The sequence below is a fragment of the uncultured Veillonella sp. genome, assembly GCF_934190855.1.
Taxonomy (GTDB): Bacteria; Bacillota; Negativicutes; order Veillonellales; family Veillonellaceae; genus Veillonella.
Window position 1 is genome coordinate 13241 of record NZ_CAKPTN010000003.1, and the last position, 17461, is coordinate 30701.

At 38.2% G+C, this 17461-nt stretch carries 18 protein-coding genes and 1 pseudogene; 18 read left to right on the forward strand and 1 reads right to left on the reverse strand.

The genetic code is table 11. The features are described from left to right. Window positions 1–18 precede the first annotated feature (18 nt). Window positions 19–954, reverse strand: a complete 936-nt coding sequence (locus Q0F90_RS00535; RefSeq protein ID WP_296002082.1) for a DUF3829 domain-containing protein — start codon at window positions 952–954, stop codon at window positions 19–21. Between the two features lie 273 nt (window positions 955–1227). On the opposite strand from Q0F90_RS00535, the gene Q0F90_RS00540 reads away from it, so the two are divergent. The 18 genes and pseudogenes from Q0F90_RS00540 (at window position 1228) to Q0F90_RS00625 (ending at window position 17453) form a co-directional block, all read left to right on the forward strand. Then, complete coding sequence (locus tag Q0F90_RS00540) at window positions 1228–2613, forward strand: Sau3AI family type II restriction endonuclease (protein WP_296002085.1); 1386 nt, start codon at window positions 1228–1230, stop codon at window positions 2611–2613. 7 nt (window positions 2614–2620) lie between these two features. After that, a complete protein-coding gene (locus Q0F90_RS00545; RefSeq protein ID WP_296002087.1) occupies window positions 2621–3454 on the forward strand; it encodes a hypothetical protein in 834 nt (277 codons plus the stop codon). A gap of 81 nt (window positions 3455–3535) precedes the next feature. Continuing rightward, a complete protein-coding gene (gene dcm / locus Q0F90_RS00550; protein ID WP_296002092.1) occupies window positions 3536–4828 on the forward strand; it encodes a DNA (cytosine-5-)-methyltransferase in 1293 nt (430 codons plus the stop codon). Between the two features lie 128 nt (window positions 4829–4956). Then, window positions 4957–5160: a hypothetical protein gene (locus Q0F90_RS00555; protein WP_265137811.1), complete on the forward strand. Its 204-nt coding sequence runs from the start codon at window positions 4957–4959 to the stop codon at window positions 5158–5160. 96 nt (window positions 5161–5256) lie between these two features. Continuing rightward, the gene (locus Q0F90_RS00560; protein ID WP_265137810.1) at window positions 5257–5472 is read left to right on the forward strand and encodes a hypothetical protein; all 216 of its coding nucleotides are present in this window, start codon (window positions 5257–5259) and stop codon (window positions 5470–5472) included. A 50-nt stretch (window positions 5473–5522) separates the two neighbouring features. Continuing rightward, a complete protein-coding gene (locus Q0F90_RS00565) occupies window positions 5523–5717 on the forward strand; it encodes a hypothetical protein (RefSeq protein WP_296002101.1) in 195 nt (64 codons plus the stop codon). Between the two features lie 323 nt (window positions 5718–6040). Beyond that, window positions 6041–6355 (forward strand): YdcP family protein, encoded by a 315-nt coding sequence (locus tag Q0F90_RS00570; RefSeq protein WP_000420682.1) that lies wholly within the window; start codon window positions 6041–6043, stop codon window positions 6353–6355. Window positions 6356–6370: 15 nt separating this feature from the next. After that, complete coding sequence (locus tag Q0F90_RS00575; RefSeq protein ID WP_000985015.1) at window positions 6371–6757, forward strand: YdcP family protein; 387 nt, start codon at window positions 6371–6373, stop codon at window positions 6755–6757. A 28-nt stretch (window positions 6758–6785) separates the two neighbouring features. Continuing rightward, window positions 6786–8171, forward strand: coding sequence for an FtsK/SpoIIIE domain-containing protein (locus tag Q0F90_RS00580; protein ID WP_000813488.1), 1386 nt, complete (start codon window positions 6786–6788; stop codon window positions 8169–8171). Window positions 8172–8173: 2 nt separating this feature from the next. Beyond that, window positions 8174–8326 (forward strand): hypothetical protein, encoded by a 153-nt coding sequence (locus tag Q0F90_RS00585; RefSeq protein WP_000879507.1) that lies wholly within the window; start codon window positions 8174–8176, stop codon window positions 8324–8326. A 22-nt stretch (window positions 8327–8348) separates the two neighbouring features. Further along, window positions 8349–9554: a MobT family relaxase gene (mobT, locus tag Q0F90_RS00590; RefSeq protein ID WP_000398284.1), complete on the forward strand. Its 1206-nt coding sequence runs from the start codon at window positions 8349–8351 to the stop codon at window positions 9552–9554. Window positions 9555–9596: 42 nt separating this feature from the next. Beyond that, window positions 9597–9818, forward strand: a complete 222-nt coding sequence (locus Q0F90_RS00595; protein WP_001009056.1) for a hypothetical protein — start codon at window positions 9597–9599, stop codon at window positions 9816–9818. Between the two features lie 116 nt (window positions 9819–9934). Then, window positions 9935–10432: an antirestriction protein ArdA gene (locus Q0F90_RS00600; protein WP_000342539.1), complete on the forward strand. Its 498-nt coding sequence runs from the start codon at window positions 9935–9937 to the stop codon at window positions 10430–10432. A gap of 88 nt (window positions 10433–10520) precedes the next feature. Further along, the gene (locus Q0F90_RS00605; RefSeq protein WP_000723888.1) at window positions 10521–10913 is read left to right on the forward strand and encodes a conjugal transfer protein; all 393 of its coding nucleotides are present in this window, start codon (window positions 10521–10523) and stop codon (window positions 10911–10913) included. Continuing rightward, window positions 10897–13343, forward strand: a pseudogene (locus Q0F90_RS00610) (ATP-binding protein). The gene Q0F90_RS00605 and the pseudogene Q0F90_RS00610 overlap by 17 nt, the downstream one beginning before the upstream one ends. 2 nt (window positions 13344–13345) lie before the next feature. After that, a complete protein-coding gene (locus Q0F90_RS00615; RefSeq protein ID WP_000804748.1) occupies window positions 13346–15523 on the forward strand; it encodes a CD3337/EF1877 family mobilome membrane protein in 2178 nt (725 codons plus the stop codon). Further along, window positions 15520–16521: a lysozyme family protein gene (locus Q0F90_RS00620; protein WP_000769868.1), complete on the forward strand. Its 1002-nt coding sequence runs from the start codon at window positions 15520–15522 to the stop codon at window positions 16519–16521. The genes Q0F90_RS00615 and Q0F90_RS00620 overlap by 4 nt, the downstream gene beginning before the upstream one ends. Further along, window positions 16518–17453, forward strand: a complete 936-nt coding sequence (locus Q0F90_RS00625; RefSeq protein ID WP_001224320.1) for a conjugal transfer protein — start codon at window positions 16518–16520, stop codon at window positions 17451–17453. Before Q0F90_RS00620 ends, Q0F90_RS00625 begins: the two co-directional genes overlap by 4 nt. Window positions 17454–17461 lie beyond the last annotated feature (8 nt).

A 17461-nucleotide genomic window follows, 5' to 3' on the forward strand; every position in this document is an offset into this window, starting at 1 on the left:
TCCTCTTTTTGTATGTCATTATTTTTTATTTTTCTCTGTTACGTCTAAGTCTGCCATATTTACGGCATTGGCTTTGCTAATCATCTTGTTGTATTTAATAAATAATTGCGTATAGGCTTCGCCGTAAGATGAGTTAATAATGATGTAGTTGCGGGCTTCTGCAATAAATTCTTTTACAGCATCTTGATACTCTCGCACAGCATTTTGTGTTTCTGAAGTAGTACCAGGTTGTAATTTGCTAATGCGTTGTGAAATTTGTTGTAAGTTAGCCTCAACCTTTTGAGTATCCGTATTTCCATCTGGATCAATAAGGTCGATAGTTTGTGCTGTCATGAGGTTTAACTCAATAAAGTTAACCGCATTTTCCCGTTTTTCGCCTTGATACTCGGTCATGCGCTCTTTATAGAGTTCATTGTTACGATTATCTAAAGCTAAATCTAATGCATTATACGTAGCGTAGAATTGTTCAGCTAATGGTACATATTGTGCTGCTAAATCATCGCTACCTTTGAAATTATCTTTTTCAAATCGACGTTCTACATAGTAAGCTTGCAACTGATCGGCAATCGGAATGATCTGATCAAGTACAGTCAGTACGTCATTGGTTGCTTGGTTTACATCTTCATATGGAGTAGAACTATCTTGTTTTGCTGTTTCTAATGCAGCTCGGAGTTCCTTATATTTAGGTAATGTAATCGTCGTGTTATGAGAACCATTACGTAACTCTTCAAGAGTTGGCTGTAATTGGTTAGCATAAGCTACGTTGTACGAGTTATATGTGTCTAGTGCGACAATATAAGGACGGATTGCGTTGATCTTATCGTCAACCGTTGATCGATATAAAATTGTCGTTGTATTGGATGACAAGAGTGTATACACCCCATAAATCCCACCACCGATAATAGCTGCACCGAGTACGATGGCCGCTATTAACTTGATGTACCCCTTTTTCAACTGCGTACGCTCCTTGCAAACACACTAACTCTGTTGGATCCATTTGGGCGCACTACGCCCCAAGAGTAATTAGTTACATTATATCACAACTCTAGGAGACAAAAAAGACGTATAGTAGTAATAATCATAAGGGATTGATGAAATTATTTGATATGAACATATATTGATATTTATATATTGCGATTTATAGATGAAAATGCTAGTGAAAGTTGAATTAGTATATTCTTTTATACCTTGATATAATTTACATATATGCGATGGGAGGCGGTTCTAATGAATTTAGATAAAGTGTATAACTCTATTGAAGATGTATTAGAGGTGGCGCAATCTGCAGAAGGCAGAACAGTTGGCGAATTTGATATAAATAATCGCTTAGATAGTAAAGGGAATAAGGGCGGTATAGGTCAGATTTTAGAGGAAGGCCTTTTTAAAATTGCGGTGAATAGTCGTGCTGAAGCCGATTTTGTAAATTTGGGATTAGAGCTAAAAGTAACAGCTATAAAAGAGAATAAAAAGAATGACTTCTCAGCTAAAGAGCGTTTAGTGCTTAACATTATCAATTATGAAGAAGATTATAAGGATTCCTTTTATAACTCTGCTTTTTGGCAGAAAAATAAGAATCTATTAATTGTATTTTACTTATATAAGGATGACTTAGATAAGAAGGAGTTTCCGATAGTTAAATCTGTTTTGCATGAATTTGATCCGGCAGATTTGGAAATCATAAAGCAAGACTGGCAGACTATTATAGATAAAATTAAGCAAGGTGAAGCCCATAATATCTCTGAAAGTGATACCATGTATTTAGCTGCATGTACTAAGGGTGTTAATGCTAATTCAGTGAGAAAACAACCGTTTTCAGATATACCTGCCAAGCAACGTGCCTTCTCTCTTAAAAGTTCCTATATGACTGCTTTTGCTCGACGTGTTATTGAGCGACAATCAATTCCATCGCTCTTTAATGTTGATGAACTTAAGAGTAAGACTACATTACAGCTATTACAAGAACGATTTGCTCCATATATTGGTAAAAGGGTATCTGAGCTTGCTCGACTTATGAATATCCCAGTCAGCACTAATAAGGCTTTTAACGCAAACCTTATTAGCGCCATATTAAGGGTAAAGGGAACTAAGCTAGAATCTCTTAGAGAGTTTAATAAAGCTAATATAAAATTTAAAACAATAAGATTAGAGCCTAATGGGGTTCCTCGTGAACATATGTCCTTTGAACAAATTGATTTTAATCGTTGGATTAGAGATGACTGGGAAGAATCTCAAGTTTACGAGAATTTTGAATATACAAAATATCTATTTGTGGTATTTCAATACGATGAAACAGCGACACAAAATAAAGATAGAGAGCCTTACTTAAAAGGCGTTATGCTTTGGAATATGCCAGAAGTAGTTATTGAACATGAACTAAAAGATCTTTGGAAAACAACTAAATCAATTTTGGAAACGGGTGTTGAACTTAAACCTGTACCTAACGGTGTATCCAATAATTTGCCAGGAACTAAATTTAATGGTGTTTGCCATATACGTCCTAAGGGGAAAGATGGAAACGATAAGGTTCTGTTGCCTGACGGTCAAGCGATAACAAAACAATGCTATTGGTTAAATAGAGAGTATATAGCAGAAATACTGAAAGACTTAAAATGAGGGTGTTATGGCAGAGAGAAAATCTACCTTTAAAGGCGATTTAAAAAGTGAAAGAGCAGTAAATGAATTTTTACAGAAGCACCTATATAGTCGTTTAGTTGATAAAGGTATAATTGCTACTTTTAATTCAGAAACAACCGACGATCAACAACATAATGGAATTGACACAATTGTATATATTTTTAATGCTGATAAAACAGTTAATCAAAATGGAATTAATATTGATGAAAAAACAGCATTACACTATGCAAAGACAAATTTAAATGAAAAATCATTGCCGACATTTGCATTTGAGGTTTCTTATTTAAAATATGGGAAGCTAAAAATAGGATGGTTGACAAACGAGAAGTATGATGGCACTAAAATTTATTTTCTTTGTTGGCTATGGATTAAAGCAAATGCAAATAAGTACGATTTGAATTGTGAGGATATTTTAAAAATAGAAGTTATGTCTATTCATAAAAAGACCATAAGAGATAATCTTATAAGTCGTGCATTAGGCCGTATTGATATTAAATCATTTGAAGAGAATGCAGTAGTTTTGCGCAAAAAGATGAGGGATAAGGGTGTTAAACGTTTAGAATTAGAACGAAAACTAGAGCCATTGATTAATTCGTTAGCTGATACTGAAGAATATGAAGGCGCTGCTCAAATGGGGATTCACCCTGAGAAATCAAATAGACTATCTTATCCGCAATGGGTATTATCCTCATCGGATACACTAAATGAAGCACCATTAAATATAGTAGTAGAAAAGGAGGAGCTGGTTAATTTAGCAAGTAGTCATTGGGTAATCACTCCCAATAGCTTTATTGTTAAGAAAACTGTATCTAAAAAATGATGCCTAAATTTGATCTTGATCTTTTTTAGTATTTCTGCTATAATAAGGATCTGTGAAGTTGATAAATTAAGGGGTAAAGTAATGAAAATATTCTCCATGTTTGATGGTGTGGGAGGGTTTATCGTTGGTTTGGAAAACTCCTCTAAAGAGGCTTTCCAAACACTGTATTCTAACCAGTATGAGCCATCTCGTAAGACTCAAGATGCCTATGAAGTAGGTTTATATAGATTTCCTGATATGGAACATATTCCGACAGATGTAGCTTTAATTCCTAATGAAAAGTTTGAGGAAATGAAAGCCAACGGTGTAGATATGATTGTTGGGGGCTTTCCTTGCCAAGACTATTCTGTAGCACGTAGTAAAAAGAATGAGCTTGGTATTGAAGGGAAAAAAGGCGTTCTTTTCTGGGAAATTATCCGTGCTACTGAGGTAATTAGACCTAAGTATTTGGTTTTAGAAAATGTTGACCGTTTATTGAAGGCTCCTTCCAACCAACGTGGTCGTGACTTTGCGATTATGTTGGCGGCTTTTAATCAATTAGGTTATTCTGTGGAGTGGCGTGTTATCAATGCTGCTGATTATGGTCGTGCACAACGAAGACGCCGTGTGTTTTTCTTTGTATTTAGAAATGATACAAAGTGGGGAAAACGACTACATACTAAATACGAAGCCACATTACCTGCTGATGCAGATTTAAATACTCGTTTAGCGTGCTATACACCTTATATCTTTAAAGACGGTCTTTTTGGTCGTCAGTTCCCTGTTAAAGGTGAAGCTGTTAAGAACCGTATTAATGCCAATAAGCTTGATGAAGATATTGCTGAAGTTTCTGCAAACTTCTCAGATGGTAAAATGTGGAACTCTGGACTCATGACAAACGGATATTATTATACGATTGAAACTGAACCTAAAGGTGATGAAGAACCAATACCAATGAAAGATATTGTGGTTCCCCCTGAACTGGTGCCAGAAGAGTATTATATTGATGGGGAAAAATTAGAGAAGTTTAAATATCTTCGTGGGCCAAAGAAAATTACACGGACTGCAGCGAATGGACATACTTACACTTTCTCTGAAGGCGGTATGAGTGAATATGACTCTCTTGAGCTACCAGGACGAACAATGCTTACTTCTGAAGGTAGTGTAAATCGTTCTACACATCTTTTGAAAATTGATGGCAAATATCGTCTCATTACTCCAATTGAAGCTGAGCGTTTGCAAGACTTCCCTGATGACTGGACACGCTATAAACGCAATGCGAAAGGTGAAGTGGTAGAGGTTTCTGATCGTATGCGTATGTTCTTTATGGGGAATGCATTGGTAACCGGTATCGTAAAACGTATTGGTGATGAACTACAAAAAATTGATAAGTAAAAACTTATAAGTATATATGAAAGGGGCTGTTTTGTTACAGCCCCTTCTATTTTATGTAAAATAATATTTTTATATAAAACTATACTATATAATATAGTTATAGAAATAATGTATATAGGAGGAAGAATATGGCTACTTTAATGCAAAAAGATGCTTTATTAGAAGGTGTATTTCAAGCATTAGGATATGTCATTAATAAAAATCCTAATAGTAAAGACAGAGAACTTTTATTAGATTTGAAAGAAAAAATATATTGCTCTGCTCCAGAAGAATTGGATTTTAATGAGATGAGTCAATATATTAAACAAGTTATTGAAACATATAAAGGCTAAAATAATGATTGATGGTAATGTTGAGAAACAATTAAAACAATTCGTATGTTGTTACGCGATTACATGGATAAAATGAATAAATAGGAGTAATTGATTATGGCTACATTTATGGAAAAAGATATTTTAATTGAGTGTATTTCAACTGCATTAGGATTAACTGCATATAATAATAATTTAAATCATCCTGCAAGAATAGAGTTACTAGAATTAAGAAATAAATTATATGGTATGGATCCAGAAGAAATAAACTATAAAGAAGAATTGTCATTTATTAAAGATAAAAAAGCTATATTAGAAAGTATTAGTAACTAATATAACTTTTGTGGATAATATTTGTTTTGTTAGTGAAAAGAGGTATTATTATGGCTACATTTATGCAAAAAGATGTATTGATTGAAGTTATTTCAAATGTTGTAGGATCAGTTGCCTACAAAGTTAAAACTGATAATCAAGATCTTCTTGAATTACTTCATTTACAAGATACACTATACGGTATGAAGCCAGAAGCTATAAATTATGAAAAAGAATTAGCATTTATTAAGCAAAAAATAGCATAAAAATCTAGTTATCCGCATAAAAACTGGACTTATCACACTTTATCAAGGTCAAAACCACTCAATTTACTACTAATTTACTACTTATGAATGAGCTTTGATACGACGATTTATCCTTGAAAAGTGAAGATATAAAGATACTTCCAATAAAATTTGAATATTTAATAGGTAGACACTTCAAAAAATGAGGTGTCTATTTTTTTACCCGATTTTGAAAGGAAGTGAACTTATGAAAACAAAAAATCAAGAATCAAAAGGTCGTTCCCCACTCTTTAAGACCATCAAACATTCATTCAGCCAATAAAAAAGAAAGGATAGGTAAAAATATGGAACTTAAATTTGTGATTCCCAACATGGAAAAAACATTCGGCAATTTAGAATTTGCTGGCGAGGATAAAGTCGTTCAGCGAAGAATCAACGGACGGCTAACTGTCTTATCAAGAAGCTATAATCTCTATTCTGATGTTCAAAGAGCAGATGATATTGTGGTGGTGCTTCCTGCTGAAGCTGGCGAAAAACATTTCGGCTTTGAGGAACGTGTGAAGTTAGTCAATCCACGTATTACCGCAGAGGGCTACAAAATCGGCACTCGTGGTTTTACAAATTACCTTTTACATGCTGACGACATGATAAAAGAATAAAGAAAGAGAGGAAAAATGATGAGATTAGCAAATGGCATTGTATTAGATAAAGACACGACTTTTGGAGAATTGAAATTCTCTGCTCTACGTCGTGAAGTGAGAATCCAAAATGAAGACGGGTCGGTTTCAGATGAAATCAAGGAACGTACCTATGACTTAAAATCCAAAGGACAAGGACGCATGATTCAAGTAAGTATTCCTGCCAGCGTGCCTTTGAAAGAGTTTGATTATAACGCACGGGTGGAACTTATCAATCCCATTGCGGACACCGTTGCTACTGCCACCTATCAAGGAGCAGATGTTGACTGGTATATCAAGGCAGACGATATTGTGCTGACAAAGGATTCTAGTTCATTCAAAGCTCAACCACAAGCAAAGAAAGAACCGACACAAGACAAATAGTCGCTAGGTAGAAAGGAGACTTTTTCGCATGAAACAGCGTGGTAAAAGGATTCGCCCATCTGGTAAAGATTTAGTCTTTCATTTTACGATAGCGTCACTCCTGCCTGTTTTCCTGCTGGTTGTCGGACTGTTTCATGTGAAGACAATCCAGCAGATCAACTGGCAGGATTTTAACCTATCACAAGCAGATAAGATTGACATTCCCTATTTAATTATCAGTTTCAGTGTCGCAATTCTTATCTGCTTGCTGGTAGCGTTTGTATTCAAACGGGTTCGCTATGATACGGTTAAACAACTTTACCACCGTCAAAAACTGGCAAAGATGATACTTGAAAACAAGTGGTATGAATCTGAACAGGTCAAAACAGAGGGTTTCTTTAAAGATAGTGCTGGTCGTACAAAGGAAAAGATAACCTACTTCCCTAAAATGTATTATCGACTTAAAAATGGCTTGATACAGATACGGGTGGAAATCACGCTGGGAAAATATCAAGACCAACTCTTACACTTGGAAAAGAAATTAGAGAGTGGCTTGTACTGTGAGCTGACGGATAAAGAGTTAAAGGATTCCTATGTGGAATATACTTTGCTCTATGACACCATAGCCAGTCGTATTTCTATTGATGAAGTAGAAGCTAAAGATGGTAAACTTCGCTTAATGAAAAACGTATGGTGGGAATATGATAAGCTCCCTCATATGTTGATTGCTGGTGGTACAGGTGGCGGTAAAACTTACTTTATACTGACACTGATTGAAGCCTTGCTTCATACAGATTCAAAACTGTATATTCTTGACCCGAAAAATGCTGACCTTGCGGACTTAGGTTCTGTGATGGCAAATGTCTACTATAGAAAAGAAGACTTGCTTTCTTGCATTGAAACATTCTATGAAGAAATGATGAAACGTAGTGAGGAAATGAAGCAGATGAAGAACTATAAGACTGGCAAAAATTATGCTTACTTAGGTCTCCCGGCACACTTCTTAATCTTTGATGAATACGTCGCTTTCATGGAAATGCTGGGAACAAAAGAAAACACCGCAGTTATGAATAAGCTGAAACAGATTGTCATGTTAGGTCGTCAAGCTGGCTTCTTTCTAATACTGGCTTGTCAACGTCCAGACGCAAAATATTTAGGCGACGGAATCCGTGATCAGTTTAATTTCAGAGTGGCTTTAGGTCGTATGTCTGAAATGGGCTATGGCATGATGTTTGGCAGTGACGTACAAAAGGATTTCTTCTTAAAGCGAATCAAAGGTCGTGGCTATGTTGATGTAGGAACAAGTGTCATATCAGAGTTTTATACTCCCCTTGTACCAAAAGGATATGATTTCTTGGAGGAAATTAAAAAGTTATCCAACAGCAGACAGTCCACGCAGGCGACGTGCGAAGCGGAAGTCGCAGGTGTGGACTGATCTTGCTGGCTGGTGTGGCAATAGCCACGCCAGCACTTAACCCCCCGTATCTAACAGGGGGGTACAAATCGACAGGAAACAGTCAAAAAAACATTAGAAAATCCTTTGGTTACAAGGGATTTACAAAATTTCAGCGTATGTCAAATGGGCTTTAAAAGTTGACATACGCCTTTTTGATTGGAGGGATTTTTACTGAATGAACAAACTTGGTTACAGCATTTAAAAGAAAAACGCTTGGCTTATGGACTATCTCAAAACCGTTTAGCTGTTGCGACTGGTATTACAAGGCAGTATCTAAGCGATATTGAAACAGGAAAAGTCAAGCCATCAGAGGATTTACAGCAGTCCCTTTGGGAAGCTCTGGAACGCTTCAATCCCGACGCTCCCCTTGAAATGCTGTTTGATTATGTAAGGATTCGCTTTCCGACAACAGACGTACAGCAGGTGGTCGAAAACATCTTACAACTGAAACTGTCCTATTTTCTTCATGAGGACTATGGTTTCTATTCTTATTCAGAGCATTATGCTTTAGGCGACATATTCGTCCTTTGCTCCCATGAACTGGACAAAGGAGTTCTGGTGGAATTGAAAGGTCGTGGGTGCAGACAATTTGAAAGCTATCTTCTGGCACAACAAAGAAGCTGGTATGAGTTCTTTATGGACGTTTTGGTGGCTGGCGGTGTGATGAAACGCCTTGACCTTGCCATTAACGATAAGACAGGGATTTTGAATATCCCTGTACTCACTGAAAAGTGCCAACAGGAAGAATGTATCTCCGTCTTCCGCAGTTTTAAAAGCTATCGCAGTGGCGAACTGGTACGCAAAGAGGAAAAGGAATGTATGGGAAACACCCTCTATATCGGTTCATTACAAAGTGAAGTTTATTTCTGTATCTATGAAAAGGACTACGAGCAGTACAAGAAAAATGATATTCCCATTGAAGACGCAGAAGTAAAAAACCGTTTTGAGATTCGATTGAAAAATGAGCGTGCCTATTATGCAGTCCGTGATTTACTCGTCTATGACAATCCAGAGCATACCGCCTTTAAAATTATCAATCGGTATATCCGTTTTGTAGATAAAGACGATTCCAAACCTCGTTCTGATTGGAAACTGAATGAAGAATGGGCTTGGTTTATTGGGAACAATCGTGAACGATTAAAACTAACCACAAAACCAGAGCCTTACTCCTTCCAAAGGACGCTGAACTGGCTATCTCATCAAGTTGCCCCGACCTTAAAGGTTGCGATTAAACTTGATGAAATCAACCAGACGCAGGTTGTAAAAGACATTCTCGACCATGCGAAACTGACAGACCGACACAAGCAGATTTTGAAGCAACAGTCAGTAAAAGAACAGGACGTGATAACAACAAAAAAATAACTCAAATACAAATTCATTGAATATAGAGAGGAGAACATTTTTATGAATTTTGGACAAAACCTTTATAACTGGTTTCTATCAAACGCTCAATCACTGGTGCTTTTAGCAATCGTTGTGATTGGCTTGTATCTTGGCTTCAAGCGTGAGTTTAGCAAACTGATTGGCTTTTTAATTATTGCGATTATTGCGGTTGGCTTAGTCTTCAACGCTGCTGGAGTAAAAGACATTTTACTAGAGCTATTCAATCGCATTATTGGTGCTTAAATAAAACCGTTCTTTTGTGGAATATAAGTGGTTTTCTTATGTTCCGCAAAGGAATGGTACACCAAACGAAGTGCGGTAGGGATTTTTGAATCTCTACAAAGAAAGGACGTGAATATATGGACGATATGCAAGTCTATATTGCGAATTTAGGCAAATACAATGAGGGCGAATTGGTCGGTGCGTGGTTTACCTTTCCCATTGACTTTGAGGAAGTCAAAGAGAAAATCGGCTTGAATGATGAATATGAGGAATACGCCATTCATGACTACGAGTTACCCTTTACGGTTGACGAATACACTTCCATTGGCGAACTCAATCGACTATGGGAAATGGTATCGGAATTACCCGAAGAATTACAATCGGAGCTATCTGCTCTGCTCACTCATTTTTCAAGCATTGAAGAACTAAGCGAACATCAAGAGGATATTATCATTCATTCCGATTGTGATGATATGTATGACGTGGCACGCTACTACATTGAAGAAACGGGTGCTTTAGGCGAAGTACCAGCTAGTCTTCAAAACTATATTGATTATCAAGCCTATGGTCGGGATTTAGACCTTTCAGGAACGTTTATCTCAACCAATCATGGGATTTTTGAAATCGTCTATTAAATCTGTCGGTACATTACTACTGGCAGATTTTCTATTTTACGGGGTGGCTCAATCAGCTACCCCTATTTTTTATGAAAGGATTGATTACATGAAGAAAATACGAAGCTATACCAGTATCTGGTCTGTGGAAAAGGTACTGTATTCTATCAATGATTTTAGACTTCCGTTTCCCATAACCTTTACGCAAATGACATGGTTTGTCGTGTCACTCTTTGCAGTGATGATACTTGGCAACTTGCCCCCTCTTTCCATGATAGAGGGAGCATTTCTCAAATACTTTGGGATTCCTGTGGCTTTCACATGGTTTATGTCTACAAAAACTTTTGATGGTAAAAAGCCTTATGGATTTTTGAAGTCTGTCATTGCTTATGCACTGCGACCAAAGCTGACCTATGCAGGAAAAAAAGTAACGCTTGGCAGAAACCAGCCACAAGAAGCCATTACAGCAGTTAGGAGTGAATTTTATGGCATATCCAATTAAATACATTGAAAACAATCTCGTCTGGAATAAAGACGGGGAATGTTATGCTTACTATGAGCTTGTTCCTTACAATTACTCATTTCTAAGTCCAGAACAGAAAATACAAGTGCATGATTCTTTCAGACAGCTTATCGCACAAAATCGTGATGGCAAAATTCATGCTTTACAAATCAGTACAGAATCCAGCATACGTTCTGCACAAGAGCGTTCCAAAAATGAAGTCACTGGCAAGCTCAAAGCGGTTGCCTATGACAAAATCGACCAACAGACAGACGCTTTAATATCCATGATTGGCGAAAATCAAGTGAACTACCGTTTCTTTATCGGCTTTAAGTTGCTTCTCAACGATCAGGAGTTTTCTATGAAAAGTCTTACCGTTGAAGCAAAAAATGCTTTGTCTGATTTTGTCTATGATGTGAACCATAAGCTGATGGGCGATTTTGTTAGTATGAGTAATGATGAAATCCTGCGTTTTCAGAAGATGGAAAAGCTCTTAGAAAATAAAATCTCTCGTCGTTTCAAAATCCGCAGGTTAGATAAGGACGACTTCGGCTATCTGATTGAACACCTTTACGGACAGACAGGCACTGCCTATGAAAAGTATGAGTACCATCTATCAAAGAAAAAGCTGGATAATGAAACGCTGATTAAATACTATGACTTGATTAAGCCTACTCGCTGTTTGGTGGAAGAAAACAGCGATATTTGAAAATCCAGCAGGAAGATGAAACCGTCTATGTAGCTTACTTTACCATTAACAGCATTGTCGGAGAACTGGACTTCCCGTCCTCTGAAATCTTCTACTACCAGCAACAGCAATTTACATTCCCGATTGATACGTCAATGAATGTGGAAATTGTAGCGAATCGTAAAGCCCTATCTACTGTCCGCAATAAAAAGAAAGAACTGAAAGACTTGGATAACCACGCTTGGCAAAGTGATAATGAAACCAGCTCCAATGTGGCGGAAGCTCTGGAAAGTGTGAATGAGCTGGAAACCAATTTAGACCAAAGCAAGGAATCTATGTACAAGCTGTCTTATGTGGTAAGGGTATCAGCAAATGATCTTGACGAACTCAAACGTCGTTGTAATGAAGTGAAAGATTTTTATGACGATTTAAGCGTAAAACTGGTACGACCATTTGGGGATATGCTCGGCTTACATGAAGAATTTTTACCTGCCAGCAAGCGTTATATGAATGATTATATTCAATACGTGACCTCTGATTTCCTCGCTGGTTTAGGTTTTGGTGCTACTCAAATGCTGGGGGAAAATGAGGGGATTTATGTTGGCTACAGCTTAGATACTGGACGCAATGTCTATCTGAAACCTGCTCTTGCCAGTCAAGGGGTTAAGGGTTCAGTAACCAATGCGTTAGCGTCGGCTTTTGTTGGTTCGCTGGGTGGTGGTAAATCCTTTGCGAATAACCTTATCGTCTATTATGCGGTGCTTTATGGGGCACAAGCAGTGATTGTAGACCCAAAAGCAGAACGTGGCAGATGGAAAGAAACCTTGCCAGAGATTTCCCATGAAATCAATATCGTCACTCTGACTTCTGATGAGAAAAACAAAGGCTTACTTGACCCTTATGTGATTATGAAAAATCCCAAAGATTCTGAATCACTGGCTATTGATATTCTGACATTCCTTACGGGGATTTCCTCTCGTGATGGGGAACGCTTCCCAATCCTTAGAAAAGCCATTCGTGCAGTAACCAATAGTGAAGTACGAGGGTTGATGAAAGTGATTGAGGAATTACGGGTTGAGAATACGCCACTAAGTACCAGTATAGCCGACCATATCGAAAGTTTTACCGACTATGACTTTGCACATTTATTATTCAGTAATGGTTATGTGGAGCAGTCTATCAGCTTAGAAAAACAACTGAACATTATACAGGTTGCGGACTTGGTACTTCCCGACAAGGAAACTTCCTTTGAGGAATATACCACTATGGAGCTTTTATCCGTTGCTATGCTGATTGTCATTAGTACCTTTGCTTTAGACTTTATCCATACAGACCGAAGCATTTTCAAGATTGTAGATTTAGACGAAGCATGGAGCTTTTTACAGGTAGCACAAGGAAAAACACTATCTATGAAGCTGGTTCGGGCTGGTCGTGCTATGAACGCTGGGGTATATTTCGTGACCCAAAATACAGACGACCTCTTAGATGAAAAACTGAAAAATAACCTCGGCTTAAAATTTGCATTTCGTTCCACTGACCTTAACGAGATTAAAAAGACCTTAGCCTTTTTTGGTGTAGACCCAGAGGACGAAAACAATCAGAAGCGATTGCGTGATTTGGAAAACGGGCAATGCCTTATCAGTGATTTATATGGTCGTGTCGGTGTGATACAGTTCCACCCTGTATTTGAAGAACTGCTCCATGCCTTTGATACCAGACCACCTGTGCGAAAAGAGGTGTAAATGTGAAACCATCAATAGTAAACAGAATAAAATCAAACTGGACGCTGAAACGTCTAGGTAAAGTGGCAATGACAGTGGCTTTCACACTTGTGATTGCCATTTTTCTTTTAGCCATGCTGGGAACGGTGGTTCAAGCTGCGGGCTTGGTAGATGATACGGTCAATGTGGCAAATGAATACAGCCGATACCCACTTGAAAACTATCAACTGGATTTTTATGTGGATAATAGCTGGGGCTGGCTTCCGTGGAACTGGTCGGACGGGATTGGAAAACAGGTCATGTATGGACTATATGCCATTACCAATTTTATTTGGACAATCAGTTTGTATGTTTCCAATGCGACAGGTTACTTAGTACAGGAAGCCTATTCCTTAGACTTCATTTCCGCTACAGCAGATTCCATTGGTAAGAATATGCAGACCTTAGCTGGTGTGAGTGCAAACGGATTTTCAACAGAGGGTTTCTATGTTGGATTCCTCTTACTCTTGATTTTGGTTCTTGGGGTTTATGTTGCCTATACGGGACTGATAAAGAGAGAAACCACAAAGGCAATTCATGCCATTATGAATTTTGTGCTGGTGTTTATCCTATCGGCTTCCTTTATTGCCTACGCTCCCGACTACATTAAAAAAATCAATGACTTTTCATCAGACATCAGTAATGCCAGTTTATCACTTGGCACGAAGATTGTCATGCCCCATTCCGATAGTCAAGGCAAGGACAGCGTGGACTTAATCAGAGATAGCCTGTTTTCCATACAGGTTCAGCAACCGTGGCTACTGCTTCAATACAACAGTTCAGACATTGAAAGTATCGGTATTGACCGTGTGGAAAGCCTGCTCTCCACCAGCCCAGATTCCAACAATGGCGAAGACAGAGAAAAAATTGTTGCGGAAGAAATTGAAGACAGAAGCAATACCAATCTAACCATTACAAAGACCATTAACCGTTTAGGTACAGTCTTCTTCCTATTTGTCTTCAATATTGGGATTTCCATATTTGTATTCCTATTAACAGGAATCATGATTTTCTCGCAGGTACTTTTTATCATCTATGCTATGTTTCTGCCTGTGAGCTTTATTTTAAGCATGATTCCATCATTTGATGGTATGTCAAAACGAGCCATAACAAAGCTCTTTAATACCATTTTGACACGAGCTGGAATCACATTGATTATTACGACAGCATTTAGTATTTCAACCATGCTCTATACCTTATCGGCTGGTTATCCGTTCTTTTTGATTGCTTTTCTACAGATTGTGACCTTTGCAGGAATCTACTTCAAGCTGGGCGATTTAATGAGTATGTTTTCTCTACAGAGTAACGATTCTCAAAGTGTGGGAAGTCGTGTGATGAGAAAACCTCGTATGCTTATGCACGCTCACATGCACCGTCTACAGCGGAAACTTGGACGTTCCATGACTACTCTAGGGGCTGGGTCTGCCATTGTTACAGGTAAAAAAGGACAGTCGGGTTCGGGGAGTTCTGCAAGGACACAAGCAGATCACTCCCGACCAGACGGAAAGGAAAAATCAACACTTGGAAAACGTATCGGTCAAACCATCGGTACAGTAGCTGATACCAAAGACAGAATGGTAGACACTGCTAGTGGTTTGAAAGAACAGGTTAAAGATTTGCCGACCAATGCAAGATATGCAGTATATCAAGGAAAATCCAAAGTAAAAGAGAATGTCCGTGATTTAACCAGTAGTATTTCTCAAACCAAAGCGGACAGAGCCAGTGGACGCAAGGAACAGCAGGAACAAAGGCGAAAAACCATTGCGAAGCGTCGCTCTGAAATGGAACAGGTCAAACAGAAAAAACAGCCTGCTTCTTCTGTTCATGAAAGACCGACTACAAGACAAGAACAATATCATGATGAACAGACCTCAAAACAGTCTAATATTCAGACTTCATATAAGGAATCTCAACAAGCCAAACAAGAGCGTCCAGCAGTTAAGTCCGATTTTTCAAGTCCAAAAGTGGAACGCCAAGGCAATACCGTTCAAGAAAAAACCGTTCAAAAGCCAGCAACTTCAACCACTACAGCAGATAGAACTTCACAACGTCCAATCACAAAAGAACGTCCGTCTACTGTTCAAAGAGTACCACTACAAAATACAAGAAGTAGACCACCAATCAAAACCGCCACCATTAAGAAAGTCGGTAAGAAACCATGAAGTTGAAAACTTTAGTGATTGGTGGTTCTGGATTATTCTTGATGGTCTTCTCACTGCTTCTGTTTGTTGCCATTTTATTTTCAGATGAACAGGACAGCGGAATTTCCAATATTCATTATGGAGGTGTGAATGTTTCCGCAGAAGTGCTGGCTCATAAGCCTATGGTAGAAAAATATGCCAAAGAATATGGCGTTGAAGAATATGTCAACATACTTCTTGCGATTATACAGGTGGAATCGGGCGGTACTGCGGAAGATGTTATGCAGTCCTCGGAATCCCTCGGTCTTCCACCTAATTCATTGAGTACAGAAGAATCCATTAAGCAAGGTGTGAAGTATTTCAGTGAATTATTAGCCAGTAGCGAAAGGCTCAGTGTAGATTTAGAATCGGTTATCCAGTCCTACAATTATGGTGGTGGTTTCTTAGGGTATGTGGCTAATCGTGGAAATAAATATACCTTTGAACTGGCTCAAAGTTTCTCAAAAGAGTATTCAGGTGGCGAAAAAGTGTCTTACCCCAATCCCATAGCCATACCTATCAATGGGGGCTGGCGATACAACTATGGCAATATGTTTTATGTGCAACTGGTAACGCAGTATCTTGTCACAACAGAGTTTGATGATGATACGGTACAAGCCATCATGGACGAAGCACTGAAATATGAGGGCTGGCGATACGTTTACGGTGGAGCTTCCCCGACTACTTCTTTTGATTGTAGCGGACTGACACAATGGACGTATGGAAAAGCTGGAATTAACTTACCACGAACCGCACAACAGCAATATGATGTGACCCAGCATATCCCACTATCGGAAGCACAAGCTGGCGATTTGGTTTTCTTTCATTCTACCTATAACGCTGGCTCTTATATTACTCATGTTGGGATATACCTTGGCAATAACCGTATGTTTCATGCAGGCGACCCAATCGGTTATGCCGACTTAACAAGCCCCTACTGGCAACAGCATTTAGTGGGAGCAGGACGAATCAAACAATGAGAAAGGAAGATTTAATGATGAAATTTAGAAAAAATCAGAATAAAGAAAAACAGATACCAAAGGAAAAGAAACCTCGTGTCTACTATAAGGTCAATCCTCATAAAAAGGTTGTGATTGCCTTGTGGGTACTTTTAGGGCTTAGTTTCAGCTTTGCGATATTCAAGCACTTTACAGCTATAGATACTCATACTATTCACGAAACAACTATCATAGAAAAGGAATACGTTGATACTCATCATGTAGAAAATTTTGTAGAGAACTTTGCGAAAGTCTACTATTCATGGGAGCAATCCGATAAGTCCATTGATAATCGAATGGAAAGTCTAAAAGGCTATCTGACAGATGAACTTCAAGCTCTCAATGTTGATACAGTACGCAAAGATATTCCTGTATCGTCTTCTGTAAGAGGATTTCAGATATGGACGGTAGAGCCAACTGGCGACAATGAGTTTAATGTAACCTACAGTGTAGACCAGCTCATTACAGAGGGAGAAAATACAAAGACCGTCCACTCTGCTTATATAGTGAGTGTCTATGTAGATGGTTCTGGAAATATGGTACTGGTTAAGAATCCGACCATTACCAACATACCTAAGAAATCAAGTTATAAACCAAAAGCCATTGAAAGTGAGGGGACGGTTGATTCCATTACAACCAATGAAATCAATGAGTTTTTAACGACGTTCTTCAAGCTCTATCCTACAGCGACAGCCAGTGAACTTTCCTACTATGTGAATGACGGGATATTAAAACCAATCGGAAAAGAGTACATCTTTCAAGAACTGGTAAATCCTATTCACAATCGTAAGGATAATCAAGTCACGGTATCGCTGACAGTGGAGTATATCGACCAGCAGACCAAAGCAACGCAGGTATCTCAATTTGATTTGGTACTTGAAAAGAACGGGAGTAATTGGAAGATTATAGAATAACAAATATT

Bases quoted from the DNA above. Each gene is read 5' to 3' on its own strand.
- Q0F90_RS00560 (WP_265137810.1), top strand. From the start codon at position 5,257: ATGGCTACATTTATGGAAAAAGATATTTTAATTGAGTGTATTTCAACT.
- Q0F90_RS00600 (WP_000342539.1), top strand. From the start codon at position 9,935: ATGGACGATATGCAAGTCTATATTGCGAATTTAGGCAAATACAATGAG.
- Q0F90_RS00540 (WP_296002085.1), top strand. From the start codon at position 1,228: ATGAATTTAGATAAAGTGTATAACTCTATTGAAGATGTATTAGAGGTG.
- Q0F90_RS00565 (WP_296002101.1), top strand. From the start codon at position 5,523: ATGGCTACATTTATGCAAAAAGATGTATTGATTGAAGTTATTTCAAAT.
- Q0F90_RS00570 (WP_000420682.1), top strand. From the start codon at position 6,041: ATGGAACTTAAATTTGTGATTCCCAACATGGAAAAAACATTCGGCAAT.
- dcm (WP_296002092.1), top strand. From the start codon at position 3,536: ATGAAAATATTCTCCATGTTTGATGGTGTGGGAGGGTTTATCGTTGGT.
- Q0F90_RS00595 (WP_001009056.1), top strand. From the start codon at position 9,597: ATGAATTTTGGACAAAACCTTTATAACTGGTTTCTATCAAACGCTCAA.
- Q0F90_RS00605 (WP_000723888.1), top strand. From the start codon at position 10,521: ATGAAGAAAATACGAAGCTATACCAGTATCTGGTCTGTGGAAAAGGTA.
- Q0F90_RS00620 (WP_000769868.1), top strand. From the start codon at position 15,520: ATGAAGTTGAAAACTTTAGTGATTGGTGGTTCTGGATTATTCTTGATG.
- Q0F90_RS00555 (WP_265137811.1), top strand. From the start codon at position 4,957: ATGGCTACTTTAATGCAAAAAGATGCTTTATTAGAAGGTGTATTTCAA.
- Q0F90_RS00580 (WP_000813488.1), top strand. From the start codon at position 6,786: ATGAAACAGCGTGGTAAAAGGATTCGCCCATCTGGTAAAGATTTAGTC.
- Q0F90_RS00625 (WP_001224320.1), top strand. From the start codon at position 16,518: ATGAGAAAGGAAGATTTAATGATGAAATTTAGAAAAAATCAGAATAAA.
- Q0F90_RS00575 (WP_000985015.1), top strand. From the start codon at position 6,371: ATGATGAGATTAGCAAATGGCATTGTATTAGATAAAGACACGACTTTT.
- Q0F90_RS00545 (WP_296002087.1), top strand. From the start codon at position 2,621: ATGGCAGAGAGAAAATCTACCTTTAAAGGCGATTTAAAAAGTGAAAGA.